The organism is Bradyrhizobium xenonodulans (assembly GCF_027594865.1).
Classification (GTDB): Bacteria; Pseudomonadota; Alphaproteobacteria; order Rhizobiales; family Xanthobacteraceae; genus Bradyrhizobium; species Bradyrhizobium xenonodulans.
In genome coordinates this window covers 5,017,913-5,044,051 of record NZ_CP089391.1, presented here as the reverse complement: position 1 = coordinate 5,044,051, position 26,139 = coordinate 5,017,913, and the positions used below count along the sequence as shown (strand labels likewise).

Here is a 26,139-nt window from a genome sequence, read left to right as displayed (position 1 = left end):
TGACCGAGCGGTGCTGCGACCGCTTTGCTCGGTGGGTTTGGCGCCCGCCTGACGCGATGCGCCACGAGGCTTTAACGACAAGAGTACCAGCACCCTCGCATGAGCCGCCACTAACGCGCTAGTTGCACTCTTCTTGCGGCTGGCCGTTACTAACCGTCCCATGCTTGAATTGCTGATAGGGTACCACCCGGCATCCAGGCTTTACCGGACGGCAGCCCGCACTATTACATATCAACTGCCCAGCCGCCTGCGGCTTCGCGGGCGCAGCCTCGCTCTTCTTCCTCTCGTTGTCCCGCGGCTTGGCATCTTCGCGGGTCGCGACGGGCTTCTTGTCCTGGACTTTTTCGCATTCATTGTCGTCATTGACGCGATAGCCGGTGCGGCAGGCGATCTTCGTGCACGTGTCGCCATCGGCCTTGAAGCCGTGATCGCACACCAGCGGGCAGACCCGGCCCGGCTTGGCCTTGATCGCGTCGAGCGCGTCGAAGCTCGCGAGCTTGGCGTCGAACTTCGTTCCCGCATATTTGTTGAACAGCGTCAGCGAGCGCTGCGATGACGCATTCCAGTCGCCATCAGCAGCGTTTGCCAGACAGCCGACGCGGCGCAGTTCTGACTGAACCAGCTTCGCCGTCTCTTGCGGCGACAGGCTCGGCTGCGATGAGGTTGGTGCGACAGCCGCAACCTTCTGCGCGGTGTCGGTAGCTTGCTGCTTCTCAGTCGCCTGCTTCTCGGCCGCTTGCTTGTCGGCCGTCGCCTTGGCCGCTGCGGCCTCGGCGTCTTTGCGGCGCTGCTCGGCGGCGGCGGCCTTGGCCTCCTCGATCTGCTTGGCCTTCTCCGCCGCGATCCGCGCGTCCTCAGCGGCTTTGGCGGCGGCGGCGGCTTTCTCCTGCTGGGCCTTCTTGGCGTGGTCGGATGCCAGCCGAGCCTTCTCGTCCTCGGCTTGCCTGGCCTTTTCCGCAGCCATTGCACGCGCATCCTCGGCAGCAATCCGGTTCAGCTGTGCCTTCGCCAGATCTGTGTAAAACCCGCTCGGATATCGATTGAGAAAAGCGGTCCACACATCACGCGTGCCGAGCTGGAGCGCCAGTTCATAGTCGCGGCGGATTTCGCTGTCTGGATTGGCCTGCGGCCCGGCGGCCACCGGTTTGGCAGGGACGAGCGCCACGTCATCGCCGCCGAGCGAGCCGTACACATAAGGCTCCTGCTTGTATCCGGTATTCTTCAACACGTCGTCGCGCACGAAGCCGAAAGCCTTGCGCAGATCGAGCCCCGGCATCGGCAGACGCTCGACCAGAGCGGCGGCAAACGGGCTGTTCCTGGCATCTCCGTCCGAGGCGGTCGAGCCCGCCTTCGCCGCGAAGGCAATCATGGTGTTCGGGCTGGTCGGCTCGACCTTGGCGAGGCCACGGCCGATGGCACGCGAGGCAACCGTGCGCTTCATGGTCTTGGCGAACGGGTTGTCGCGACAGGCATCCAGGATGACGAGGCGGAGCTGCTTGGCCGGCTCGACAGCGAACAGTGCGCGGTCGAGCGGCAGCGTTTCGTCGAGGACATCGCTGTCGGTCTCGAGCGTCGCGTCGGTCGGGATCAGGTAGTTGGTCCCGTCGAGCTCAATGCCGTGGCCGGCATAATAGACCACCGCAACGTCCGCTTCGCGCGCCTTGCCGCCGAAGTCGCGCAGCGCCCTGCGCATCTCGGCGACGTTCAGGTCGAGCTTGACGTCGACCGTATCGAACCCGGCCTTCCTGAACATGCCGCCGACCAGCGCGGCGTCGTTCGCGGGGTTCGCGAGCTTCGCCACGTTCTTGTAGGCCGAGTTGCCCATGACGAGCGCGACGCGCTTCTCGGCGTGCGCGGAGCCGCACCCGAGCCAGCCAGCGAGGACGATCAAACCAAAAAACCGAAGCGCGCCCATTCCAGCCCTTGTCTTCAGTTGCAGACTTCCGAACCGTTCCCCGGCTCCCCGCGAACACCTAAATGCACCAATCTGCAGCCAGGTTTGACGGGACGACAGCCCATCGTATTACACGTGATCTGCCCAGACCCTTGCGGCTTCGAAGGTGCCGCTTCGGTTTGCTTCCGCTCCGTATCCCGCTTCTTGGCATCCTCGCGGGTCGCAACCGGCTTCTTGTCCTGGACCTTCTCGCATTCGTTGTCGTCGTTGACGCGATAGCCGGCACGGCAAGCGATCTTGACGCATTGATCGCCATCAGCCTTGAAGCCGTGATCGCACACCAGCGGGCAGACCCGGCCCGGCTTGGCCTTGATCGCGTCGAGCGCGTCGAAGCTCGCGAGCTTGGCGTCGAACTTCGTTCCCGCATATTTGTTGAACAGCGTCAGCGAGCGTTGCGATGACGCATTCCAGTCGCCATCGGCAGTAGCGGTCAGGCAGCCGACGCGGCGCAGCTCGGACTGAACCAGCTTCGCTGTCTCTGCGGGGGATAGGGTGGGTTGCGATGAGGTCGGGGCAACGGCCGCGACTTTCTGTGTGCTGTCGGGAGCTTGCTGCTTCTCGGCGGCTTGCTTGTCGGCCAGCGCCTTCGCCGCTGCGGCCTCGGCCTCCTTCCGCCGCTGCTCGGCGGCGGCCGCCTTGGCCTCCTCGATCTGCTTGGCCTTTTCGGCGGCGAGCCGGGCATTCTCGGCGGCCTTGGCGGCGGCGGCCGCCTTCTCCTGCTCGGCCTTGTTCGCCCGCTCGGCTGCCAGCCTTGCCTTTTCGTCTTCGGCCTGGCGCGCCTTCGCGGCGGCAGCGGCGCGCGCCTCCTCGGCTGCGACGTTCTTCAGCTGCGCGCGAGCGAGCCCTGCATAGAAGCCATCGGGATATGCCTGGAGGAAGGCTTCCCACGCGTCGCGGTTTCCGGCCTGGAGCGCCAGCTCATAGTCACGGCGCACGCTATCCTGGGCATTGGCTTGCGGGCCCTGTGCTGCTGCCGGCTTGGCCGGGACCAGCGAAACGTCATCGCCGCCGAGCGAGCCATAGACATATGGCTCCTGCTTGTATCCGGTATTCTTCAACACGTCGTCGCGGACGAAGCCGAACGCCTTGCGCAGATCGAGGCCCGGCATCGGCAGGCGTTCGACCAGAGCGGTGGCAAACGGGCTGTTCCTGGCATCGCCGTCCGAGGCGGTCGAGCCCGCCTTCGCCGCAAAGGCAACCATGGTGTTCGGGCTGGTCGGCTCGACCTTGGCGAGGCCGCGGCCGATGGCGCGCGAGGCAACCGTGCGCTTCATGGTCTTGGCAAACGGATTGTCGCGGCAGGCATCGAGAATGACGAGGCGCAATTGCTTGGCCGGCTCGATGGCGAACAGCACCCTGTCGAGCGGGAACGCCTCGTCGAGAACGTCGGTATCGGTCTCCAAGGCGGCATCGGTCGGGATCAGATAGTTGGTGCCGTCCAGCTCGATGCCGTGACCGGCGTAGTAGATGACCGCGACATCGGCCTCGCGGGCCTTGCTGCCGAATTCGCGCAGCGCCTTGCGCATGTCGACCACGTTGAGGTCGAGCTTGACGTCGACCGTATCGAAGCCGGCCTTCCTGAACATGCCGCCGACCAGCGCGGCGTCGTTCGCGGGGTTCGCGAGCCTCGCCACGTTCTTGTAGGCCGAGTTGCCCACGACGAGCGCGACGCGCTTCTCGGCCATGGCCGGTCCGCATCCGAGCCACACAGCAAGAATGATCAAGAAAAAACGAAGCGCAGCCATTGCAGCCCCAAAATCATAAAGTGATCAGCGTAGTCAGGGTAAAGCCAGAACAACTCCGTGCCACGATTGAAGAACACACCGGACGGCCGGTCGCCCAAGGCTCGCGCCCCTCAATTGCAAATTTCCACCATCCCGCCCGATGTCATGGCTGCTGCGCCCTGCGGGGTACTAGGTCGAGCGCTTTCCAGACGACAGCCTTTTTGCACCGGCCTGCAGCCACCCTGTCCACAGAACATCTGTCCAGCGGCCTGCGGCTTCGACGGTGTGGACTCGACCTTCTTCCTCTCGTTGTCTCGCGGCTTGGCGTCCTCTCGGGTCGCAACCGGCTTCTTGTCCTGCACCTTCTCGCATTCATTGTCGTCGTTGACGCGATAGCCGGCGCGGCAGGCGATCTTGACGCAAGCGTCGCCATCGGCCTTGAAGCCGTGATCGCACACCAGCGGGCAGACCCGGCCCGGCTTGGCCTTGATCGCATCGAGCGTCTCGAAGTTCGCCTGCTTGGCGTCGAACTTCGTTCCCGCATATTTGTTGAACAGCGTCAGCGAGCGCTGCGACGACGCATTCCACTCGCCATCGGCAGCGGTCGCCAGACAGCCGACGCGGCGCAACTCCGACTGAACCAGCTTCGCGGTCTCTTGCGGCGACAGGCTCGGCTGCGACGAGGTTGGGGCGACGGCTGCAACTTTCTGTTGGCCGTCGGCAGCTTGCGGCTTCTCGGTCGCTTGCTTCTCGGCGGCGGCTCTGTCGCTCGCGATCTTGTCGGCGAGCGCCTTCTCGGCGGCCTGCTTGTCGGCCAGCGCCTTCGCCACGGCGGCCTCGGCGTCCTTCCGGCGCTGCTCGGCGGCGGCGGCCTTGGCCTCCTCGATCTGCTTGGCCTTTTCGGCGGCGAGCCGGGCGTTCTCGGCGGCCTTGGCGGCGGCCGCCGCCTTCTCCTGCTCGGCCTTGTTCGCCCGCTCGGCTGCCAGCCGTGCCTTTTCGTCTTCGGCCTGGCGCGCCTTCGCGGCGGCAGCGGCGCGCGCCTCCTCGGCGGCGACGTTCTTCAGCTGCGCGCGAGCGAGCCCTGCATAGAAGCCATCGGGATAGGCCTGGAGGAAGGCTTCCCACGCGTCGCGGTTTCCGGCCTGGAGCGCCAACTCATAGTCCCGGCGCACACTGTCCTGCGGATTGGCTTGCGGGCCTGGCGCTGCTGCCGGCTTGGCCGGTATCAGCGAGACGTCATCGCCGCCGAGCGAGCCATAGACATATGGCTCCTGCTTGTAGCCGGTATTCTTCAACACGTCGTCGCGCACGAAGCCGAACGCCTTGCGCAGATCGAGGCCCGGCATCGGCAGGCGTTCGACCAGAGCGGTGGCAAACGGGCTGTTCCTGGCATCGCCGTCCGAGGCGGTCGAGCCCGCCTTCGCCGCGAAGGCAATCATGGTGTTCGGGCTGGTCGGCTCGACCTTGGCGAGGCCGCGGCCGATGGCGCGCGAGGCAACCGTGCGCTTCATGGTCTTGGCGAACGGGTTGTCGCGACAGGCATCGAGAATGACGAGGCGCAATTGCTTGGCAGGCTCGACGGCGAACAGGGCGCGGTCCAGCGCAACGGTCTCGTCGAGCACGTCGCCGTCGGTTTCCAGAGCGGCGTCAGTGGGGATCAGGTAATTCGCTCCGTCCAGCTCGATGCCGTGCCCGGCATAGTAAATGACGGCAACTTCGGCATCGCGAGTCCGGCCCGCGAACTCACGCAACGACCTGCGCATGTCGGCGGCGTTGAGATCGAGCCTGACATCGACATTGTCGAAACCAGCCTTCTTGAGCATGCCACCGACCAAGGTGGCATCGTTCACGGGGTTGGCGAGCCGCGGGGCGCTCTTGTAGGCCGAGTTGCCCATGACGAGCGCGACGCGCTTCTCGGCCAGCGCAGAGCCGGTCCCAAACCAGGTCGCAAGAATCAACAAACCAAACAGCCGAAGCCGCATTCCAGCCCCCGAATGCAATAGCTCAGATTATTCGCACAATGCCCAAGTGCAATCCAAGATCAGTGATATCAGTCACACATCGGTCCGGCGATCCGGGCAATTCCGGTACCGGGTGGAAGATGCGCAACCGCATCCATTCAAATCGATCCTCCCATGATGCCAATTGTGCTCCTGTTTTGCCCGACGGGTCAACGGCCGTTCGAAAAATACGAAAATGCTCGATGCCGCCAATGCTTGGCTACTGTGCATGGGGTTGTTTTCGCAGTTTTTGTTTTGGGCGCTCCAGCCGAAGCCAAGGCAGGGAGCCGCGCTCAGCCCTTCGGCCCGCGTAGTTGCGCCGTCAGCCGGTCCAGCGCATCCGCCACCTCGTGCCATTGCGACAGCCAGCTGCGCGGAAAGCGGAAGGTGAGGTCGGCGCCCCCGACGCGGCGTTCGGAGAGGCACATGCCCGGGGTGGCCGCATCGCGCGTGCAGCGCGCGGTCAGCGCGGGGCTTGCAGCGGAATAGAGGTCCTCGCTGCCATAGGGCGTATCGCTGCGGAACATCCGCATCGTCAGCCCGTCCTGCGGCATGGCCGCGGCCTGGTCGAGATAGCGCGGATAGATCGTGGCCGTTCGCTGCTCGGGCGCCAGTGCATCGTGGTGCGCCGAGATCGACAGGAAGACGCGGTCGATCGGCTGCATCGCCTCCTCGACGGTGTCGGCGGTGACGTGCTTCGGCGCGCCCGGCGGTTCGAGCGAGGGGTAGAGGAAGTCGAGATCGATGCGCTCCTGCGGCCCGGAATGCCGCTGGATTTTCATCCGGATCGCCGTCGTCGGAACATTGAACAGCGTGCCGCCGACGCTCACCGGCAGCCTGTCCGGCGCACTCGCACCGCTCGAGCCCCAGGTCGGCCACAGCAGATAGGCGACGAGCGCCACCGCCCCCAGCGCCGCAATGCCGCCGAGCACGATCGGGACGACATGCGCCCGTGGGTGCGTCCTGGAGGACCGTGGGGAGGCTGCCGAAAACATCGTCATGAGCTTGCGCAAATCGACCCGGGAAGTCGGCCGATGGCCGACGAATCAGCGGCGAATATGCCATGCGGCGGCGAATTCGCGCAGCATTCCCGGCTGCCGGGACGGGGGAGGGCCCTGCGCGGACGGGCGGGCGCTGTTAACCTTCCCTTAAGGATAATGTAGCGTTAACCGGCTCTCTTTGTCACAGGAAGGCTCCGGCGTTGCGTAAGGGCGGACCGTTCCGATGACACCTGAGGCTTTCAATTCTCTCTTCTCGATCTGTATCGGTTTCGCGCTGGCTGGCGCGCTCGTGAACGGATACCAGGCGTTCGCGCAGCGCCCCGCCGGCTTCGGCCTGTTGCAGGACGGCGTGGCGCCGAAGACGTTTGCCGCGGTTCCGTTCCTGGTGTTTGCGGCGCCCTTCATCATCATGCGCAACACGCTGCGTGGCGTGCGGGTAGAAGCCCGTCGCCTCGAATTCGTGATGATGGCGACCGTCATCGCAGGCTTCTGGAGCATGATGAGCGGCACCTTCTTCCTGATGACGCTGCGCGCCGCCGGCGTTCTGGTCTGACGCTTTGCAGGGCTGCGTGGCGCGGCGGCCCTTTGCCACCTCGCTCCCGTTTCGCTATGCAGGCTTGGCGTAACAGGAGACCTCCATGGCGATCTACGAGCTCGACGGGCAGGCACCCGATCTTCCCGCCGACGGCAACTACTTCATCGCGGAGACCGCCACCGTGATCGGCCGCGTGCGGCTGAAGCCGGGCGCGAGCGTCTGGTTCGGCGCGGTGCTCCGCGGCGACAATGAGTGGATCGAGATCGGCGAGGGCGCCAACGTGCAGGACGGCTCGACCTGCCACACCGACCTCGGCTTTCCGCTCGTCATCGGCAAGAACTGCACCGTCGGCCACAACGTCATCCTGCACGGCTGCACCATCGAGGAGGGCGCGCTCGTCGGCATGGGCTCGATCGTGATGAACGGCGCCAGGATCGGCCGCAACAGCATCGTCGGCGCCGGTTCCGTCATCACCGAGGGCAAGGAGTTTCCCGAACGCTCGCTGATCATCGGCTCGCCGGCGCGCGTGATCCGCACGCTCGACGATGCGCAGGTGCAGCGGATGGGGAGCGCAGCGAAGTTCTATGTCGCCAACGGTCCGCGCTTCAAGCAAGGCCTGAAACGGATCGGCTGAGACATACCCGCGGACCGTGTGCGGCCGCACCTTGGTTCCGTACCGTAAGAATACCGGCTGATACTTTAATCCTCCGCTAGCGCGATCGTGCCTATCCTGCCGCGTTTTCAACCAGGAGGAGCGGCGCCATGGGTGTTGCGGCGCTGGGATCCGGTTTCAGCGCCGGAACCAAATTTTTGAAGAAGCTCGTTCGTTTCGCTCGCGGCGCCGACACGCTGAGCGTTGCCGAGAAGGTCTACAGCATCGCCGGCTTTCTCGCGATCGTCACCACGTTCCTCCTTGTGATGTCGGTCCAGACGGTGCGGTTGCAGACGACCTATCGTCACATGCACGCTTCCTCCGCCGAGGCGGCGATCAACGTCGGACACATCAACGCGCTGATCTATGCGATCGTCATGGAGTCGCGCGGCATCTACATGACGGACGACCGCGCCAAGATGAAGCAGTTCGCGGACGGCCTCCTGCGGCGCAACCGCGAGCTCGCCGAGTCCGTGAAGAGCATGGAGAAGAACGTCCGCGGCGACGACGCCGAGCTGTTCGCGAGCTTCCGGCAGCGGATCGTGCAGTTCATCGAGTTCCGCCAGGAGCTCGTGCGGCGCGGCGTGGAGATCAGCTCGGCCGCGGCGCGCGAATGGGGCGACAACGACGCCAACCGGACGGTGCGTAACAAGCTCAACAGCGATATCGAGGCGCTCGAGCGCATCTACAGGGAGCGCGCCCGCCAGGCGGACGAACTCGCCAACGAGAACCGCTATGCCGCCGCCTATCTGTTCGCGCTCGGGCTCGCGGCGCTCGTTCTCGCGGGGCTCAACGTCGTCGTCATGCGCAGCTCGGTGGTCGGCGCGCTGGCCGAGATCACGCAGGCAACCGACCGGATCGCCGACGGCGACGTCAAGAGCAAGGTGCCGCATCTCGGCCGCCACGACGAGATCGGACATCTCGCGCGCGCCGTGCAGCACTTCCGCGACGCGGTCGCCCGCATCTTCGAGCTCGAAGAGCTCGAGATCGGCACCGCGCAGGCGCGCGACGCGGCAATGACCGAGCGCGACAATTTCAACGACAAGTACCAGGCCAAGAAGTGGCAGCTCTCGGCCGCGATCAACAGCATGCCGCAGGGCCTGATCATGCTCGACGGCAAGGCCAACGTGGTTGCGATGAACGCCAACTACCGGCGGATCTACAATCTGCCCGAGACGATCCAGGCGGGATCGACGCTCGAGGAAATCCTCCAGCACCGGGTCAAGAGCGGGTTGTTCAGCGGCGACATCGCGAAATATCTGGCGGCGGTGCTCGACCGGATCGCCAGACGCGAGCCGGCAGCCAACGAGATCGCCTTGAACGACGGCCGCATCATCAAGATCTACGAGCGTCCGATGGACGGCGGCGGCTGGGTGTCGGTGCAGGAGGACGTCACCGAGCTGCGGCAGCGCGAGCGCATCCTGGAGCGGATGGAGCGCTTCCTCGCCACCATCATCGAGAACGTCGCCGAGGGCATCATCGCCAAGGATGCGCGCAATTTGCGCTACGTCTTCGTCAACAAGGCGGCCGAGAAGATGATCGGCATGTCGCGCGGCGAGATCATCGGCAAGACTGCGCGGGAATTGTTCTCGCCGGAGGCCGCCGAATTGATCGAGCGGCGCGACCAGCAGCTTCTGGCGCAAAAGCAGCAGCTCGAGCCGATCGTCGACACCATCGACAATCCCGCGCGCGGGCGCCGCGTGATCTCCGCCCGCCGCGTCCAGATCGGCGGCGCCAGCGAAGAGTCGCACATGTTCGTGACCATGGTCGAGGACCGGACCGAGAAGATGGTGGCCGCCGCATAGCGGCAGGCGCGCGCCTTCAGCGCGGCGCCTCAGCTTCCCTCGGATTCGCGCGCCTCGATGGCGCCGGCGACCTTCTCGTGACCGGCGGCCCAGAGCGCATGCTCGTCGCTGCCATCTGAATACGGATTGGCCTCGGCCGGGATGTTGTCGCGCGCGGCGCGCTCGCCTTCTGCAAAAGGATCGCGATCTTTCATCGTGTCTGGCCTCCTTCGCAGTCAAGCTGATGTGACGGCATTTGTTCCGGAACCGGTCTTCGCCGCGGCGGTTGAGCGGTAAAGGAGAACGTCGATGGCTGCATCCTCTGCGATCGTTTCACTCAAGACCATGATCGTGATCTTCGCCCTCGCGGCGATGCCCGCCGTATCGTTCGCGCAGGCGACAGGCGGCTCTGCGGGATCGACCGGAAGCTCCGCGGGATCGACCGGAGGCGTTTCCAATGCGCCCGCTCCGCCGCCCGGCACCAATAGCCTGGGTACGGCTCAATCGTCGGGTGCGAATGCTGCCTCCGGCGTCACCACCGGCACCGGCGCGGGTGAGGCGGCAGACGCCACCGTCAATACCGAGAACCGGCAGCTCGACAAGAAGATGAAGAGCATTTGCCGCGGCTGCTGACGCTCGCGCGGAAGTGAGGCAGTGAGGCTGTCAGAATGGCTCGGGTGACGTTAGCTTGATCCTGCTTTGAAGCGTGGAGCGTTTCCACGCGGAGGATCGAGTGATGTTACGGAAGATGATGATGGCGGCACTGGCCGTCGCGGTGGTCGCGCTGTCGGTGCCGCAGGCGGCACAGGCAGGCGGTTTCGGACATGGCGGCCACGGTGGTGGTGGCTGGCACGGTGGCGGTTGGGGCCATGGCGGCCACTGGCATGGCGGCGGCTTCTGGCCTGGAGTCGCGATCGGGGCGGGGATCGCCGGCGCCGGCTACTACGGCGGCTATTACGGCTACGGCTATGGCTATGGCTATGGTTACGGCGGTCCTTATTACTATGGTACCGGCTACGACGATGGTGGTTACGGCGGCTGCTACGTCGTGCGGAAGCGCGTCATGACGCCGTCGGGATGGCGATACCGCCGCGTAGATGTTTGCGAATAGCGTCTTTGACGCGCCGCCTGGCCCACTTAAAAAACAAGGCCGTTGACGCAATATACCGTCAACGACCTTGCCAGCCCCGGACATTGAAATCGGCTCACGCCATCCGGTGACGGCGAGCATCGCGCGGAATCACACCGGTGAATGTGATCCAGTTCACAAGTCGAAAAAATTAGTCGCGGCGTCGTGATCCGCTCAGCCGCGCGAACGCTTGCGTGCGCTGGCATGGACGCGGTGCCGCGCCGGTTTCCCGCGGGTAACCGAGGCGGGCTCGGCCTCCGTGGCCCGGGCGCTGGCAAAGGACTGCCGCAAGCCGTCGATGGACTCGTTCAGCGACGCGACCTGCTCGGACAGGCGCTTGGTGTCGGCCTGCTGAACCGCCATCAGCCGCTTCATCGTCTGGAGCTGGTCCTGGACGACCTGGAGCTGGTCGATCGATTCCTGCTGGGTCGCTTCCAGCCCCTTGGTCTTCTCGACCAGCTGTTCGGACGCCTGGGCCGTGCGGGCCTGGAGCTGCCGCGACGCCACCACCCGGTCGGTCTCGGGGGCCGCGCCGGTATAGGCACGCCAGATCGCGATCGAGGTCACGCCCGCGATCAGCAGGAGCAGAGCGGCGGCGGTCAGCGCAATCGGCTGGGCGCCAAGGCGAAGCAGGGGGGTGGACGGCGAGTCCTGTGCGAGATCGATCATCGCTGACAAAGCCCAAATTGAAACTTGGTGAGTGGCGAAGACCGGCAGGCCGGATGCGGCAGCCGGGATGTCCCGAAAGTGTTACTGTTCGGCAACAATTGGGACCAAAAAGAGGCCGCGAGCCGAAAAACGTAATTGTCCCAATCCCGAAAGCTTCTCTGTTCGGGATAAGCGCAGAGAAAGCAGTGGTCGGGTATCAGGGTACGGCGGCAGCGCTAGCGGCGAGCCAGCAGGACGCCGAGCATGAAGGCTACGACGAGCGACGGGAGCGGGGCTTCGCGAGCCACGTCGCGCAGAAAGGCGAGCGTCTGGCCTGACGGCCGTCCCTCTTCAAGATTCCGTCGCACGCTGTGTGCGGTCTCGCGCACGCTCTCCGACACGTCCTTCACTTTTCCCAAGACGTCTTCGCTGTCCATCTGATCGTCCTCCTGCAGGTCGCAGCACGCCAAGCGTGTTGAGGGTCAATCGTTCCTATAAGGCGTCGCAATTCACGACGCATCGGCAGTAGGACTTTGCCGCCTCGTTGTCTCTACGCCGCGGCACGCAACAACGATAGGAACCAGCGCAACGCCGGCTTGTTCGGAATTCATCTTCCTTCCAGCCCAGGGCACTTTCACATGTATCACCACGTCAAGAAACTGATGTTCACCGTTCGCGTCGATGAGCCGGATCCGCAGTTCGGCAACATGCTGCTCGAGCAGTTCGGTGGCGCCAACGGCGAACTGGCAGCGGCCATGCAGTATTCGATTCAGGGCCTCAATTGCGAAGACCCGGATCGCAAGGACCTGTTGATGGACATCGGTACCGAAGAGCTCAGTCATCTGGAGATCGTTGGCACCCTGGCACGCATGCATCTCAAGCCTTCGAAGTTCGACCGGCAGGCCGCCGAGGCCGATCCGCTGATTGCGATCGCTGGCGGCGGCGGCGTCAGTCTGTTCAATTCGCAAGGAAATGCCTGGACCGCCGACTATCTGAAGATCACCGGCGAGCTGGACGTCGACCTGCGCAGCAACATCGCGGCGGAAGCGCGCGCCAAGATCGTCTACGAACGGCTGATCAATTTTTGCGATGACGCCGGCACCAGGGATGCGCTGCAATTCCTGATGACGCGCGAGATCACCCATATGAAGGCGTTCTCGCTCGCGCTGGAGAGCATGGGCAAGCCGGCTTTCAGCATCGGCCGCATCGCGCCGACGCCGGGTCTCGTCGATCAGTTCTTCAACGACTCCACCGGCGCCGGTGATCACGGTGAGATCGACACCCGCGGCCCCTGGAACGAAGGCGGCGACTGGGTCTTCACGGATTCGCCCGCCATTCAGGCTGGAGAGCCCGGTCCGGCAACGGCCATTGTCACTGAAAGCTCGCCGCCGGCAGACGAGGCGGGTCTCGGCGATCTGTTGCTCGACGAGCTCCGCGATATCCTGCACGCCGAGAAACAATTGACCAAGGCGCTTCCAAAAATGGCGGAAGCGGCCCGCTTTGACCAGTTGCGCGAGCTCTTCGAGCTGCACCTTGGCGAAACCGAGACCCAGATCGAGCGCATCAACGAATGCTTCGAGCTGCTCGGCAAATCCGCCCGGGCCAAGCCCTGCAAGGGGATGATGGGGCTGGTCGAGGAAGGCCAGGAAATCATCGACGAGGGCGAAAAGAAGGAAGATGCTGCTGCCGACCTCGCGTTGATCGGCGCGGCGCAACGCGTGGAGCACTACGAGATTGCCGGTTACAGCACGGCGCGCAACCTAGCCCAACAGCTACGTCACAGCGCCATCGTCGGCCTGTTGTCGAAGTCGCTGGCGGAAGAGGAAAACGCGGATCAGTTGCTCAATCAGGTCGCTCGTTCCCTGATGTCGGTCGCGAAGATGCCGGCTGCGGTCGAGCAAACCGAGTAGGGCAGACGTCGATCGCCGGCAGTCCTCGAAAACGGGGACGGACGGCCCGATCAGACTTAGGGCTGGAACGGCGAAAACGGCCCGGAATAGGTCTTGGATCGCGGTGCCGCGTAGGGCCCGAGCCGGGACGTCGTCAGCCCCAACCTCACCACGGATTCGGCCAGCGTGACCGCCGCGGCGACGCCGTCGACCACGGGCAGGCCGTGCGTGGTGGCGAGTTCTGCCGCGAGATCGGCCATGCCGGCGCAGCCGAGCACGATGGCCTCGGCCCGGTCGTCGCGGATCGCGGCCGTGATCTCCGCGGAGATTTTTCCAAGCGCGTCGGCATTGCGCTCCTCGAGCGCGAGCACCGGCACCTCGGCGGCACGGACGCGGGCGCAGCGATCTGCAAGGCCGTATTTCCGCAGATTGTGTTCGATCGGCACGATGGAGACACCGAGCGTCGTCACCACGGCAAAGCGCGCGGCGATCAGGCTCGCGATGTGGAAGCCGGCTTCACCGATGCCGATCACCGGCGCTTTCGCCGCGGCGCGAGCCGCATCCAGGCCGGTATCGTCGAAGCAGGCGATGATGTGGGCATCCGCGCCGTCGCGATCGGCCTCGCGGATGCAGCCGAGCATGCCGGGGACGGCAAAGGCTTCGTCGTAGAATCCCTCGATCGAGACCGGGCCCATCGTGGGTTGGCGCGCGTCGATCAAGGTGCCGGGCAGGGCGACGCTGCGCGCGGCGGCGGCGATCTTCGCCGTCATCGACGCCGTTGTGTTGGGATTGACGACGTGCAGCCGCATCGCGATCAGACGAGTCCTTTTGTCAGACAAGCGCCTTGTTAGACGAGTCCTTGGCCGGCGTCCGAGCCCTTGGCCGCCTGCCGCTTGTTGAGCACGTGGATGGTGCCGAGCGCAAGCGTGATCACCGTGAACGAGACGGCCGATATCACGGTGCCGAGCGCATAGATGTCGGGGTTCGTCACGGTGGTGGTGAGGCCCTGGAGATCGAGCGGCAGCGTGTTCACAGCTCCGATCGCCTGGCTGGAGCGCGCGAGCTCGTCCCAGGACAGCGTAAAGCCGAACAGGCCGATGCCGATCACCGAGGGCAGGATGATCGGCAGCACGACATGGTAGAATGTCTGCCACGGCGTCGCGCCGAGATCGCGCGCGGCTTCCTCGAGGCGCGGGTCGAAGCGGTTGAAGATCGCGAACATGATGAGCAGGCCGAACGGCAACGTCCAGGTCAGATGCGCGCCCAAGCCGGAAGTGAGCAGGCCCATCGAGGTCTCGAAGTTCTCGTTCCAATGCGCCTTGATCAGATCGTCGATGATGCGGAATTCCAGCGAGATGCCGAGCGAGGTGATGATCGAGGGCACGATGAGGCTCGCGATCGCCGAGTAGAACAAAATGCTCTGCGCCTTGAACTTGCGGCGGAACGCCATGCCGGCGGCGACGGACAGCACGACGGTGACGATCATCACGATCACGCCGAGCAGCAGCGAACGGCGAAAGGCCGCACCGAGATCGACGATGCCGGTGCCCTGGAACAGTTTTGCGATCCAGAAGGTCGACACGCCGTTCATCGGGAAGGTGAGGCCGCCCTGCGGCCCCTGGAACGACAGCACGTAGATCGCGATCATCGGACCGTAGAGGAACAGCACATAGGCCGCGAAGAAGATCGCGAGCACGTAGAAAGAGCGCGGGCGTCCTTCCGTCATGCTCTAGAGCTCCTTCTTGATGTCGACGATGCGCGACATCATGGTGATGATCAGGAAGGTGATGGCGAGCAGGATCACGGCGTTGGCCGCGGCTGCCGGGAATTGCAGCGCGTTCACCCGCGTCTCGATGATCTTGCCGGCAGCGGCAATCTGCTGGCCGCCCATCACGCCGATGGTGATGAAGTCGCCCATCACGATGGTGATGACGAAGATCGAGCCGATCACGATGCCGGGTTTTGCCAGCGGAATGATGACGTTGACCAGCGTCTGGAAGCCGGTCGCGCCGGCATCATAGGCCGCCTCGATCAGCGACTTGTCGATGCGCACCATCGAGTTGAAGATCGGCACCACCATGAAGAAGGTGAAGAGGTGGACCAGCGCCAGCACCACCGAGAATTCGGAGAACAGCAGCCATTCCAGCGGATGGTTGATCAGTCCGGTCTTGACGAGGCCGGAATTGACGAGGCCGTTGCGACCCAGCAGCGGAATCCAGGCGATCATGCGGATCACGTTGGAGGTCCAGAACGGGATCGTGCAGAGCAGCGACAGTCCCATCTGCCAGGTCTTGGACTTCACATGAAAGGCGAGGAAATAGGCGACCCAGAAGCCGATGAACAGCGTGATCGCCCAGACCATGAAGCACAGCTTCAACGTCATCACGTAGGTTCGCCCGATCGTACAGAGATCGGGAAGCTGCGCGATGCAGCCTTCGAACGTGTCGGTGTAGCCTCGGCCCGAGAAGGCCGGCAGTAGCTGGTATTCGTTGTAATCCCAGAACGAGACGATGACGACGAACACCAGCGGGATCAGGAAGAAGGCGAGAAACACCAGCATCATCGGCCCGGCCTGAAGCCAGGAGATGAAGGACGGCGACAGGCGCGTCGGTTTCGCGGCGCGCGCTGTGCCTGACCCCGGGATCAAGCCCGGGGATGCCTGTTGCAGGATGTCCTCTGACGTATCCATCAAATTACGCCGCGATGAACTCGTTCCACTTGCGGACCATGTAGTCGTTCTCGTCCATCACGGCGTTCCAGCAGGCAACGCCGCCCATGCGGTCCTCATAGGAGCCGCCGTCGCGCACGGCGCCGGCCTTCTCGAGCAGCGAGCCGTCGGGCGCCTTGATGTCCTTTTCGGCCGCCTTGCCTTCCATCCAGTAAGCCCACTCGTACGGCTCCATGTGCGCCTTCGCGGTGGAGAGCACGGCGGAGTAGTAGCCCTGGCGGTTGAGATAGGCGCCGGCATAGCCGGACAGGAACCAGTTGACGAACTCGTAGGCCCATTCGAGCTTGGCACCCGACACGCCCTTTGAGACGCAGAAGCCCGAAGCCCAGGAGCGGTAGCCTTCCTTGAGCGGCTGGAAGGTGCAGGCGATGCCCATCGAGCGCACCTTGGTCACCGCCGGCGACCACATCGATTGGATCACCGTTTCGCCTGAGGCCATCAGGTTCACGCTCTCATTAAAATCCTTCCAGAAGGCGCGGAACTGACCGGCCTTCTTGGCCTCGGTCATCACCTTCATGGTGAGATCGATCTCTTCCTTGGTCATGTTGCCCTTGTCGGCATATTTGTACTTGCCGGTGGCTTCCACGACCATCGCGGCATCCATGATGCCGATCGAGGGGATGTTGAGGATCGAGGCCTTGCCCTTGAATTCAGGGTTGAGCAGCTCGGACCACGAGCTGATCGGCCGCTTGATCAGGTCGGGACGGATGCCGAGCGTGTCGGCGTTGTAGACGGTCGGGATCAGCGTGACGAACTCGGTTGCCGACGTCGCGAATTTCTTGGAGTCCTTGCCTTCGAGATAGAGCACCTTCCAGGGCGCGGTGCCCTGGTTGCCGATCTTCTTGCCGCCGGGCGTCTGGCCCTTGGTGAAGACCGGCGTGATGTTGTCGAATTCCTTGATCTTCCTGGCATCGAGGGCAAGGATGTTGCCGGACGGCACCAGCTTCTTCAGCGAGAAATATTCGGTGTCCAGCACGTCGAACGAGTTCGGCTGGGTCATCACGCGCTTGGTGACGTCGTCGGTGGTCGCGGTGATGTATTCGATCTTGATGCCGGTGTCCTTCAGGCACTGCTTGGAGATGTCATCGCCCTCGTTCACGGCGGTGCCGAGATAGCGCAGCACCTTCGCGTCGGCCGACTTCACATAGGGAAAGCCGGTGATCGCGCCGGAGCCGGCGGCAAGGCCGGCGAGACCCGCTGTGCCCTTGAGCAGGGTGCGGCGGCTGACGCCCTTCGTCCTGGTGGTCTCGGTCATATCAGTCACTCCTCTGTTGCGCATTCCAGTGATCGATCGGCGCTATTGCAGGCGTTGCGCCTTGGCGGGATCCCAGGTGGCCAGCACGCGATCGCCCGGACGGAACGGGTGGACGTCGAAGGCAGCCTCGGGGAGGTGGGAGAACAGGGCGGTGCCGTCGTCGAGCGTGAGCGAGACGGCGATGTAGGAGCCCTGATACTCGGTCTGGGTCAAAAGCGCCGGCGCGCCGAATAAGCCGTCAGCGAACGGCACGATGCCGAGCTGATCGGCGCGCACGGCGATGAGCTTGCCGGCGTCGTTGAGGACGTTGTGGCCGCCGATGAAGCGCGCCACGAATTCGGTGCGGGGATGGTGGAAGATGTCGCGGGCCGCGCCCTGCTGCTCGATCCTGCCGTGATTCATCACCACGATGTGGTCGGCGAGCGCCATCGCCTCTTCCTGGCCGTGGGTGACCTGGATGAAGCTGATGCCGAGCTCGCGCTGAAGGCGCTTCAACTCGCCGCGCATCCTCACCCGCAGGAACGGATCGAGCGCAGACAGCGGCTCGTCGAGCAGGAGGATCTGCGGCTCGGTGATCAGCGCGCGGGCAAGCGCAACGCGCTGCTGCTGGCCGCCGGAGAGCTGCGCCGGCAGCCGGCCCGCATATTGGCTCATCGCCACCAGCTCCAGGAGCTCGCCGGCGCGCTTGTGCCGGCTCGCGCGGTCGACACCGCGCATTTTCAGGGCAAACGCCACGTTGTCGAGCACGGTCAGGTGCGGAAACAGCGCATAGGACTGGAACATCATCGCCGTGCCGCGCTTGGCGGGTTCGAGGTCGGTGACGTTCTGCGCGCCGAGGATGATGTCGCCCGCGCTGACCGCCTCATGGCCCGCGATCATGCGCAGGGTCGAGGTCTTGCCGCAGCCGGACGGGCCGAGCAGGCAGCAATAGGTGCCGGCGGGAATCTTCAGGTTGACGTTATCGACCGCAAGCGTCGTGTCGTAGCGCTTGGTGACGGCGACCAGTTCGAGGGCGGCGGGAGTGGCCATGGCGTGTCCGCGGGAGGGGCGATGCTCCCGTCTTCTCCGCAAGGTCCGTGCCAACCGCCCTTGGCCGGCTGAATTCCAGAACTTTGTAGCAGAGTCAGGTAGTTAGATCGAATCCGGCGCCATTGGGTGTCCCGGCCTCGACCTGCCTCGCTGCACACAAAACGGGCGCAGATTGTATAAACTTTCGCCTGTGATTGGATACAGCTGGTCGACTAACATTCCAAGCCAAACGTCGCCGATCGAGCCCCTCAAACCCAACCCTCGAACTGATGGCCGCCAGAACCCGCCCGAAATCCGACGCGCCAGACGCGAGCGATCGCGTCAGCCGTATCAGGGAGGGTGTGACTGCGGCGATCCTCGAGCATCGCCTGCTGCCGGGCACGAAGCTTGGCGAGGACGAGATCGGCGAGATCTACGGCGCGAGCCGCACGCTGGTCCGCACCGCGCTTCAGCAGCTCGCCCATGAGGGCATCGTCAATATCGAGAAGAACCGCGGCGCCTTCGTCGCGCGGCCGACGCCCGCCGATGCCCGCGAAGTGTTCGAGGCCCGCCGCCTGATCGAGCCCACGATCATGGATCACGCGATCGACGCTGTCTCGCCGGTCTGGATTGCTCGCCTCCAGCAGCATCTCACTGAAGAGCGCGAGGCCGAGATGCGCGGCGACGCACGCGCGTCAGTCCGTCTCTCCGGCGAGTTTCATCGCCTCGTCGCCGAGATGAGCGGCCACAGCATCTATCTCGGTTTCCTCAAGGAGCTGATTGCACGCTCCTCGCTGATCATCCTGCTCTACCGCCGTCACGACACGCCGGCCTGCGGCACCGATCACCATGCCGGCATCGTCGCCGCGATCCGCAAGCGCGACCGGGAGGCCGCGCGCGCGCAGATGCTGTCGCATCTGGATGAGATCGAGGCCGAGCTGTTCCTGAAAGATCCCGCTGCGGACGAGCTGCGACTCGCGGACGTGCTGGGTGCGTGAGCGCGCGCGGGTTGCCCGCTCCTAACGTGAAGGGCGTGCCTTCGCCGAACTGCCGCGCTTCTGTTTCTCGGGCGGCCGCGCGAGGCGTGGGCGACGCTCGTACGCCGCAAGGAAGACGTTGATGCCTCCGTCGATCAAGGCGCGATGCCGAGCCTCGCTTGGCGTGGTCATGGACAGGGCCCATTTCAGGATTTCCTTGCCCTGAACGAGGCTGAGAAACTGTGTCGACGCGAGCTTGATGTCGGGAATGTCGACGAGGTGCTGCGCTTGCGCCGCGCGCAGGAATGCGGCGACCTCGGCGTCGCAGCGCTCTGGTCCGGCCTTCATGAAGACGTCGGCCACGCGCGGGTAGCGCGAGGCGCAGGTCATGATCAGCCTGTGCATCGCCAGCCCCCTCTGGTCGAGAAAGCCTTCGAGAAACGTCCTTGCGATCGCGCGCAGTCCCTTCCTGAGATCGATCGGCTCGCCGTCGTCCTGCCACAACGTCTTCGGCCCGACGCGGCGGCACTCGTCGCTCACCAGCGCCAGCAGCAGGTCGTCCTTGTCGTCGAAATGAACGTAGAGCGTCGCCTTCGACACCCCGGCATGACGTGCGATCGCATCCATGCTCGTTGCGTCGAAGCCGAGATCGAGAAACAGCTCGCGTGCGCTGTCGAGGATCTGGCGGTGCTTCACCTTCGCGCGCGTTCGTTCGCCGGCATCGGTCCGATGCGCGGCCCGTCGTGTTTGCGGTTTTTGCGCGGCAGCAGCCATGATCTGCAATTCTCCAAGGCTTGACATTCCGCCGAGGCTAGCAACATACATGGCCCGGACGAAAAACTAAACGGTTTAGTTTTATGACATTCAACCCTTCAGGTCCGCGTCGCAGCCGGCTGTCCATCATGGCCGACTGGCGGGGCAGGGCCGTTGCCTGGACGGGCATGCTCGTGCCCGGCGTTCTGCTTGCGTCCTGCGCCGTCGGCCCGGACTTCGTCGCGCCCTCGGGCCCGGCCGTCGCCAGCTTCACGCGAGAGCAGCGCGTTGCGTCGACCACGAGCGCCCCGGTTGCGGGCGGCAACGCGCAGGGCTTTGCGTCGGGCGGCGACATATCCGGGTATTGGTGGACGCTGTTTCGATCGAAGCAGCTCAGCGCCTTCGTCGAGGAGGCGGTGCGCAACCATCCTGACGTCCAGGCGGCGCAGTTCGCGCTGCGCAGCGCGCGGGAAAGCGCGCTGGCGCAGCAGGGGAGCTTGTTTCCGCAGGTGACCGCGGACGGATCGGCGCAACGCGAGCAGGCGACGACGGCCCAGCAGGGGCAGTGGCCGGGGCAGACCTCGAACTATACGCTCTATGGCGCCTCGGTCAGCGTGTCCTATGCCCTGGACATCTGGGGCGGCACGCGGCGTCAGGTCGAATCCCTTCAGGCGCAGGCGGACTACCAGGCGTTCAAGCTCGAGGCGACCTATCTGGCCTTGACCGCCAACGTGGTCACTGCCGCGATCACGGACGCTTCGCTGCGTGATCAAATCGCCGCGACCGAGGAGATCATCAAGGCCGAGACGGACCAACTCGTGCGCATCCAGCACCAGTTCGAGATCGGTGCGAACTCGAAATCGGATGTGCTGTCGCAGGAAGCGACGCTGGCGCAGGCGAGAGCAACGCTGGCCCCGCTTCAGAAGCAGCTGGCGCAGCAGCGCAACCAGTTGATGGCCTATCTCGGGCGGCTGCCGAGCCAGGACCGCGGCGAACATGTCAGGCTTGCCGATCTGCGTCTGCCGGGCCGGTTGCCGGTGTCCTTGCCCTCGATGCTGGTGCGGCAGCGTCCCGACATCCGCCAGGCCGAAGCGACGCTGCATCAGGCGACCGCCACCGTGGGCGTCGGCATCGCGAATCTGCTGCCGCAGCTCACGCTGTCGGGCAGCTATGGAGCCAGCGGCCCGGAACGGCTGTTCTCGCCTGACACCATCGTCTGGAGCGCCGCCTCCAGCGTCAGCCAGAAAATCTTCGATGGCGGGACGCTGTATCACACCAAGGAAGCCGACGTGGCGACGTTCGAGCAGGATCTGGCGCTCTACAAGAGTGCAGTGGTGACTGCCTTCCAGAACGTTGCGGATTCGCTGCGCGCCATCCAGTACGACGCCGCGACGCTGAAGGCGCAGGCGGCCGCGGAGAAGGCGACTGCGGACAGTCTCGCGATGGCGGTCGAGCAATTCAAGACCGGCGCGGTCCCTTATGTGACCGTCATCAACGCCCAGCAGTCCTATCTCAATGCGCGCGTGTCGCGCATCAAGGCGCAGGCGACGCGCTTCACCGATACGGCCGCGCTGTTCCAGTCGCTCGGCGGCGGCTGGTGGAATCGGACGGATGAGACCCCCGACGCGCTGCCGCGCGCCAATCCCGGCTACTTCGCCGGTCCCGACAAGAAAAACCAGGAAGCGATGCGATGATCAAGCGCATGACGATCATGCTGAGCGGGATGGCGGTCCTGTTCGGCGGCCTCTACGGCTTTCAGACCTTCAAGGACATGATGATCCGGAAGGCGATCGGGGGCATGGCCAATCCGCCGCAGGTCGTGTCCACCGTGGTGGCGGCCAACGCGCCCTGGCAGTCGACCTTCAGCGCCGTCGGCTCGCTGCGGGCCGTCAACGGCGCCGATCTCGCGCTTCAGGTCGCGGGCATCGTCCAGACTATCCAGTTCTCCTCCGGTGACAGCGTCGCGGCCGGGCAGCCATTGCTGTCGTTGGTTGCAACCGATGACATCGCCAAGCTGAACTCGCTGCAAGCAACCGCTGAGAACTACGCCATCGTGCTGAAGCGCGACGAGGAGCAGATCAAGTTCAACGCCGTCAGCCAGGCGACGGTCGACAGCGACAAGGCCAATCTGAAGAACGCCCAGGCCCTGGTGGGGCAGCAGAAGGCCCTGCTCGAGCAGAAGACGCTGAAGGCGCCGTTTGCGGGCCGGCTCGGCATTCGCGCCGTCGATCTCGGTCAATATCTGAGCGCCGGCACGAGCATCGTCACCCTGCAAAGCCTCGATCCGATCTATGTCGACTTCTACCTGCCGCAGCAGGCGCTGGCGTCGATCGGCATCAACCAGGACGTCGCGATCTCGGTCGATGCGTTTCCGGCGGAGCGGTTTACCGGGCAGATCACGGCGATCAACGCCAAGGTCGATTCGACCAGCCGCAACGTCCAGGTGCGCGCCACCTTGCGAAACGGCGAAGCCCGACTGCTGCCGGGCATGTTCGCCAAGGTCGAGATCGCCGTCGGCAAGCCGGAGCAGATCGCCACGGTGCCGCTGACTGCGATCGTGAACAATTCCTACGGCGATCTCGTCTATCTCGTCGACAATTTGCGCGACGGGCAGGGCACCGCGCGCCAGATGTTCGTCAAGACCAGGTCGCCGAAGGGCGATCGCATCGCGGTGACCGATGGCGTGAAGCTGGGCGAGACGGTGGTGATCGCCGGCCAGCTCAAGCTGCGCAACGGCAGCCCGGTCAAGATCGACAATTCCCATGTGCCGGTCGCGGAAGTCGCGCCCAACATCGTCGATCAGTAGACCCGGCCACGAATTCGAGCAGGCAGCAATAGACCATGCGTTTCACCGATATCTTCATCCGCCGTCCGGTCCTGGCGCTGGTGGTCAGCGCCTTGATCCTGGTGCTCGGCTTGCGTTCGATGTCGACGCTGTCGATCCTGCAATATCCGCGGACCCAGAACGCCATCGTCACGGTGACGACGGCCTATGCAGGCGCAGATTCCGACATCATCGCCGGTTTCATCACCACGCCGCTGGAGAACGCCATCGCGCAGGCCAACGGCATCGACTACATGACGTCGAGCAGCGTCACCGGTTCCAGCACCATCACGATCAATCTGCGGCTGAACTACGACTCCGGCAAGGCGATGACGGAGATCAATGCCAAGGTCAATTCGGTCCTCAACCAGTTTCCGAGTGGCACGCAGCAGCCGACGCTGACGCTGAAGGTCGGCCAGACCATCGACGCCATGTATATCGGCTTCGCCAGCGACGTGCTGGCGCCGAACCAGATCACCGACTATCTCACGCGCGTGGTGCAGCCGCGCCTGCAGGCTGTCTCCGGCGTGCAGACCGCCGAACTGCTGGGCGCCAAGAAGTTCGCGCTCCGCGCCTGGCTCGATCCCGACAAGCTCGCCGCCTACGGTCTGACCGCGAGCGACGTCTCGACCGCGCTATCCGGCAACGACTACATCTCGGGGCTCGGCGCGACCAAGGGCCGGCTCGTGCAGGTGGATCTTGCGGCATCGACCAATTTGCATTCGCTCGAGCAGTACCGCAATCTCGTGATCAAGACCGTCAACGGCGCGATCATCCGGTTGCGTGACGTGGCAAGCGTGACCCTCGGTAACGACGACTACGATTCGGGAACCAGGTTCAACGGAAAGACCGCCGTCTATATCGGTATCCAGACCGCGCCCACCGCCAATCTCCTCGACGTCATCAACGGTGTGAAGGCGGTGCTGCCCGATATCAAGGCACAGCTCCCGAACGGCATCGTCGGCGAGGTGCTTTATGATTCCACGGATTTCGTGAACTCCTCGATCGACGAAGTCATTCACTCGCTGCTGGAGGCGGTGCTGATCGTGATCGTCGTGGTCTTCCTGTTCCTGGGATCGTGGCGCTCGGTGCTGATCCCGGTGATCGCGATTCCGCTGTCGCTGATCGGCACGTTCGGCCTGATGCTCCTGATGGGATTCTCCATCAATCTCCTGACGCTGCTGGCGCTGGTGCTCGCCATCGGCCTCGTGGTGGACGACGCCATCATCGTGGTGGAGAGCGTGCACCGGTTGATCGACGAGGGTGTTTCGCCGGTCGACGCCGCGATCCAGTCGGCCCGTGCATTGGCGAGCCCGATCATCGCCATGACGGTGGTCCTGATCGCCGTCTATGTGCCCGTGGGATTCCAGGGCGGCCTCACCGGTGCGCTGTTCACCGAATTCGCCTTCACGCTCGCCGGTGCCGTGACCGTGTCGGCTGTGATTGCGCTGACGCTGTCGCCCATGAACTGTGCCTGGCTTCTGCGCAAGACCGAGCGCGATGCCACCAATTGGGAAGCGCGCCTGGTCCGCGGCATTGACCACGTGCTGGAGCGGTTCTCCGCCGCCTATCGCCGCCGGCTGGAGGCTGTCTTTGCCATGAAGCCCGTGGTGGTCGTCTTCGCCCTGCTGCTGCTTGCCGGCATCCCCTGGCTCTACGCGACATCGACCAGCGAGCTTGCGCCGGACGAGGATCAGGGCGTCGTGCTCTCGCTGTCCACGGCCGCGCCCTCGGCGACACTCCAGCAGCGCCAATTCTACGGCGAGCAGCTCTATGAGCTCGTGGCCAGGCGGCCCGAAACGCAGACGGTCTTCCAGATCGACACGTCGACCCAGGTGATCAGCGGCTGGGTGCTCAAGCCATGGGATCAGCGCAGCGCAACCACCAAGACGTTGCAGCCTGAGTTCCAGAACCTGCTCAACACCATTGCCGGGACCCGGTCGGTCGCGTTTCAACCCTCGCCGCTACCCGGGAGCAACGGGCTTCCGATCCAGTTCGTCATCGGCACGACCGGCTCCTTCAACGAGCTCGACGAGGTCTCGCGGAACTTCATGGCGGAGGCGCTCAAGAGCGGCCAGTTCATTTTCCTCGACACCGATCTGAAGGTCGACAAGCCGCAGACCATGGTCATGTTCGACCGTGACAAGGCCGGCGATCTCGGCCTCAAGATGAGCGATCTCGGCGGTTCGCTCGCGACCATGCTGGGCGGTAATTATCTCGACTATTTCAGCCTGGACGGCCGCTCGTACAAGGTGATTCCGCAGGCCCGGCAGAACGAGCGGCTGACCAGCGACCAGTTGCTCGGCTACTACATTCGCGCCAGCGACAATTCGATGGTGCCGTTGTCCACCGTGGCGCATCTCGAGAGCAAGACCATCCCGCAGTCGCGCAACCACTTCCAGCAGATCAACGCGGCGACGATCTCGGGCGTCGCGATGCCCGGTGTCTCCATGGGGAGCGCGCTTGCGACCCTGAAGAATCTCGCAAAGACGTTGCCGGTCGGCTATTCCGTCGATTTCGGCGGCGCCTCGCGGCAGCTCGAGCAGGAATCGGGGGGCTTCGTCACCACCTTCGCCTTCGCCGTGATCATCATCTTCCTGGCGTTGGCGGCGCTGTTCAACAGCTTCCTCGATCCCGTCATCATCCTGGTGTCGGTGCCGATGTCGCTCGCCGGCGCGCTGATCTTCATCAGCCTCGGCATCGGCGGCGCGAGCCTCAACATCTATACCCAGGTCGGGCTGCTCACGCTGATGGGTCTGGTCAGCAAGCACGGCATCTTGATGGTCGAGGTCGCCAACGAGCTGCGCGCGGCCGGGAAGGAACTGACCGAAGCCATCATCGAGGCGGCCACGATCCGACTGCGACCGATCCTGATGACCACCGCGGCGATGGTGCTCGGCGTCGTTCCCCTGATCACGGCGAGCGGCGCAGGCGCGGTGTCGCGCTACAACATGGGTCTCGTGATCGCGACCGGATTGTCGATCGGCACGCTGTTCACGCTGTTCGTGGTGCCCGTCGCCTACGCCCTGATCGCGCGGCCGACCGCGATGGGAGCCGAGCCAGCGGAGGCCTCAGCCCAACAAGTTGCGGCGAGCCGTTAGAAGCCAGCGATTTGAGGGGGATGGTCCACGCGCGAAGCGAAGAACGTTTCTAACTCTGATCGTCGGGAACCGGTGGCCTTCGTCGCGCCCGGGTCGCAGGCTCCGGGACCGTGCCGCGGTTTGCAGGGCCTGTCACAATCTGCGGCCGCTCGTCGGAGGCGTGGCTTCTAAGCGTCT

The 26,139-nt window shown here is 64.4% G+C and carries 23 protein-coding genes; 10 read left to right on the top strand and 13 right to left on the bottom strand.

Going from position 1 to position 26,139, the window contains the following annotated elements:
* Positions 1–118 precede the first annotated feature (118 nt).
* From I3J27_RS24030 to I3J27_RS24015, 4 genes are all read right to left on the bottom strand, one after another.
* Complete coding sequence (locus I3J27_RS24030) at positions 119–1,915, bottom strand: caspase family protein (RefSeq protein ID WP_270160867.1); 1,797 nt, start codon at positions 1,913–1,915, stop codon at positions 119–121.
* Between the two features lie 14 nt (positions 1,916–1,929).
* The gene (locus tag I3J27_RS24025) at positions 1,930–3,699 is read right to left on the bottom strand and encodes a caspase family protein (protein ID WP_270160866.1); all 1,770 of its coding nucleotides are present in this window, start codon (positions 3,697–3,699) and stop codon (positions 1,930–1,932) included.
* Positions 3,700–3,809: 110 nt separating this feature from the next.
* Positions 3,810–5,660 (bottom strand): caspase family protein, encoded by a 1,851-nt coding sequence (locus I3J27_RS24020; protein WP_270160865.1) that lies wholly within the window; start codon positions 5,658–5,660, stop codon positions 3,810–3,812.
* A gap of 311 nt (positions 5,661–5,971) precedes the next feature.
* Positions 5,972–6,679 carry a hypothetical protein gene (locus I3J27_RS24015; protein ID WP_270160864.1) on the bottom strand — a complete coding sequence of 236 codons (708 nt, stop codon included), beginning with the start codon at positions 6,677–6,679 and terminating at the stop codon, positions 5,972–5,974.
* Between the two features lie 223 nt (positions 6,680–6,902).
* Between I3J27_RS24015 and I3J27_RS24010 the strand changes: the two genes are divergently transcribed.
* From I3J27_RS24010 to I3J27_RS24000, 3 genes are all read left to right on the top strand, one after another.
* Positions 6,903–7,232 (top strand): DUF6949 family protein, encoded by a 330-nt coding sequence (locus tag I3J27_RS24010; protein ID WP_270160863.1) that lies wholly within the window; start codon positions 6,903–6,905, stop codon positions 7,230–7,232.
* 85 nt (positions 7,233–7,317) lie between these two features.
* On the top strand, positions 7,318–7,848 hold the full coding sequence (locus I3J27_RS24005; protein ID WP_270160862.1) for a gamma carbonic anhydrase family protein: 531 nt from the start codon (positions 7,318–7,320) through the stop codon (positions 7,846–7,848).
* Between the two features lie 128 nt (positions 7,849–7,976).
* Positions 7,977–9,671: a PAS-domain containing protein gene (locus tag I3J27_RS24000; protein ID WP_270160861.1), complete on the top strand. Its 1,695-nt coding sequence runs from the start codon at positions 7,977–7,979 to the stop codon at positions 9,669–9,671.
* A gap of 29 nt (positions 9,672–9,700) precedes the next feature.
* Here the strand turns inward: I3J27_RS24000 and I3J27_RS23995 are convergent, their stop codons facing one another.
* Entirely contained in the window at positions 9,701–9,865 is a 165-nt protein-coding gene (locus I3J27_RS23995; protein ID WP_270160860.1) for a hypothetical protein, read from the bottom strand.
* A gap of 94 nt (positions 9,866–9,959) precedes the next feature.
* Between I3J27_RS23995 and I3J27_RS23990 the strand changes: the two genes are divergently transcribed.
* Positions 9,960–10,283 (top strand): hypothetical protein, encoded by a 324-nt coding sequence (locus I3J27_RS23990; RefSeq protein WP_270160859.1) that lies wholly within the window; start codon positions 9,960–9,962, stop codon positions 10,281–10,283.
* Positions 10,284–10,386: 103 nt separating this feature from the next.
* Complete coding sequence (locus I3J27_RS23985; RefSeq protein ID WP_270160858.1) at positions 10,387–10,761, top strand: hypothetical protein; 375 nt, start codon at positions 10,387–10,389, stop codon at positions 10,759–10,761.
* A gap of 192 nt (positions 10,762–10,953) precedes the next feature.
* On the opposite strand, the gene I3J27_RS23980 is transcribed toward I3J27_RS23985, so the two are convergent.
* Positions 10,954–11,448, bottom strand: a complete 495-nt coding sequence (locus tag I3J27_RS23980) for a hypothetical protein (RefSeq protein ID WP_270160857.1) — start codon at positions 11,446–11,448, stop codon at positions 10,954–10,956.
* A gap of 215 nt (positions 11,449–11,663) precedes the next feature.
* Positions 11,664–11,864, bottom strand: coding sequence for a hypothetical protein (locus tag I3J27_RS23975; protein ID WP_270160856.1), 201 nt, complete (start codon positions 11,862–11,864; stop codon positions 11,664–11,666).
* A 201-nt stretch (positions 11,865–12,065) separates the two neighbouring features.
* Here I3J27_RS23975 and I3J27_RS23970 point away from each other — a divergent pair, with 201 nt between their 5' ends.
* On the top strand, positions 12,066–13,337 hold the full coding sequence (locus I3J27_RS23970) for a DUF892 family protein (RefSeq protein WP_270160855.1): 1,272 nt from the start codon (positions 12,066–12,068) through the stop codon (positions 13,335–13,337).
* Between the two features lie 56 nt (positions 13,338–13,393).
* Here the strand turns inward: I3J27_RS23970 and I3J27_RS23965 are convergent, their stop codons facing one another.
* The 5 genes from I3J27_RS23965 to I3J27_RS23945 are packed head-to-tail and all read right to left on the bottom strand — an operon-like array spanning position 13,394 to position 18,328.
* Entirely contained in the window at positions 13,394–14,125 is a 732-nt protein-coding gene (locus tag I3J27_RS23965; protein ID WP_270172872.1) for an aspartate/glutamate racemase family protein, read from the bottom strand.
* Between the two features lie 38 nt (positions 14,126–14,163).
* On the bottom strand, positions 14,164–15,042 hold the full coding sequence (locus tag I3J27_RS23960) for an ABC transporter permease (protein ID WP_270160854.1): 879 nt from the start codon (positions 15,040–15,042) through the stop codon (positions 14,164–14,166).
* A gap of 3 nt (positions 15,043–15,045) precedes the next feature.
* Positions 15,046–16,005: an ABC transporter permease gene (locus I3J27_RS23955; RefSeq protein ID WP_270160853.1), complete on the bottom strand. Its 960-nt coding sequence runs from the start codon at positions 16,003–16,005 to the stop codon at positions 15,046–15,048.
* Between the two features lie 4 nt (positions 16,006–16,009).
* Positions 16,010–17,299, bottom strand: coding sequence for an ABC transporter substrate-binding protein (locus tag I3J27_RS23950; RefSeq protein ID WP_270160852.1), 1,290 nt, complete (start codon positions 17,297–17,299; stop codon positions 16,010–16,012).
* A 42-nt stretch (positions 17,300–17,341) separates the two neighbouring features.
* Entirely contained in the window at positions 17,342–18,328 is a 987-nt protein-coding gene (locus I3J27_RS23945; protein WP_270160851.1) for an ABC transporter ATP-binding protein, read from the bottom strand.
* 269 nt (positions 18,329–18,597) lie between these two features.
* Here I3J27_RS23945 and I3J27_RS23940 point away from each other — a divergent pair, with 269 nt between their 5' ends.
* Positions 18,598–19,305: a GntR family transcriptional regulator gene (locus I3J27_RS23940; RefSeq protein ID WP_270160850.1), complete on the top strand. Its 708-nt coding sequence runs from the start codon at positions 18,598–18,600 to the stop codon at positions 19,303–19,305.
* A 21-nt stretch (positions 19,306–19,326) separates the two neighbouring features.
* On the opposite strand, the gene I3J27_RS23935 is transcribed toward I3J27_RS23940, so the two are convergent.
* Positions 19,327–20,058 carry a TetR/AcrR family transcriptional regulator gene (locus I3J27_RS23935; RefSeq protein WP_270160849.1) on the bottom strand — a complete coding sequence of 244 codons (732 nt, stop codon included), beginning with the start codon at positions 20,056–20,058 and terminating at the stop codon, positions 19,327–19,329.
* 128 nt (positions 20,059–20,186) lie between these two features.
* Between I3J27_RS23935 and I3J27_RS23930 the strand changes: the two genes are divergently transcribed.
* From I3J27_RS23930 to I3J27_RS23920, 3 genes are read left to right on the top strand one after another with little or no spacing between them, the layout of a single operon-like run.
* A complete protein-coding gene (locus I3J27_RS23930) occupies positions 20,187–21,731 on the top strand; it encodes an efflux transporter outer membrane subunit (RefSeq protein WP_270160848.1) in 1,545 nt (514 codons plus the stop codon).
* The gene (locus I3J27_RS23925) at positions 21,728–22,843 is read left to right on the top strand and encodes an efflux RND transporter periplasmic adaptor subunit (RefSeq protein WP_270160847.1); all 1,116 of its coding nucleotides are present in this window, start codon (positions 21,728–21,730) and stop codon (positions 22,841–22,843) included. The genes I3J27_RS23930 and I3J27_RS23925 overlap by 4 nt, the downstream gene beginning before the upstream one ends.
* A gap of 35 nt (positions 22,844–22,878) precedes the next feature.
* Positions 22,879–25,962, top strand: coding sequence for an efflux RND transporter permease subunit (locus tag I3J27_RS23920; protein WP_270160846.1), 3,084 nt, complete (start codon positions 22,879–22,881; stop codon positions 25,960–25,962).
* Positions 25,963–26,139: the final 177 nt, after the last annotated feature.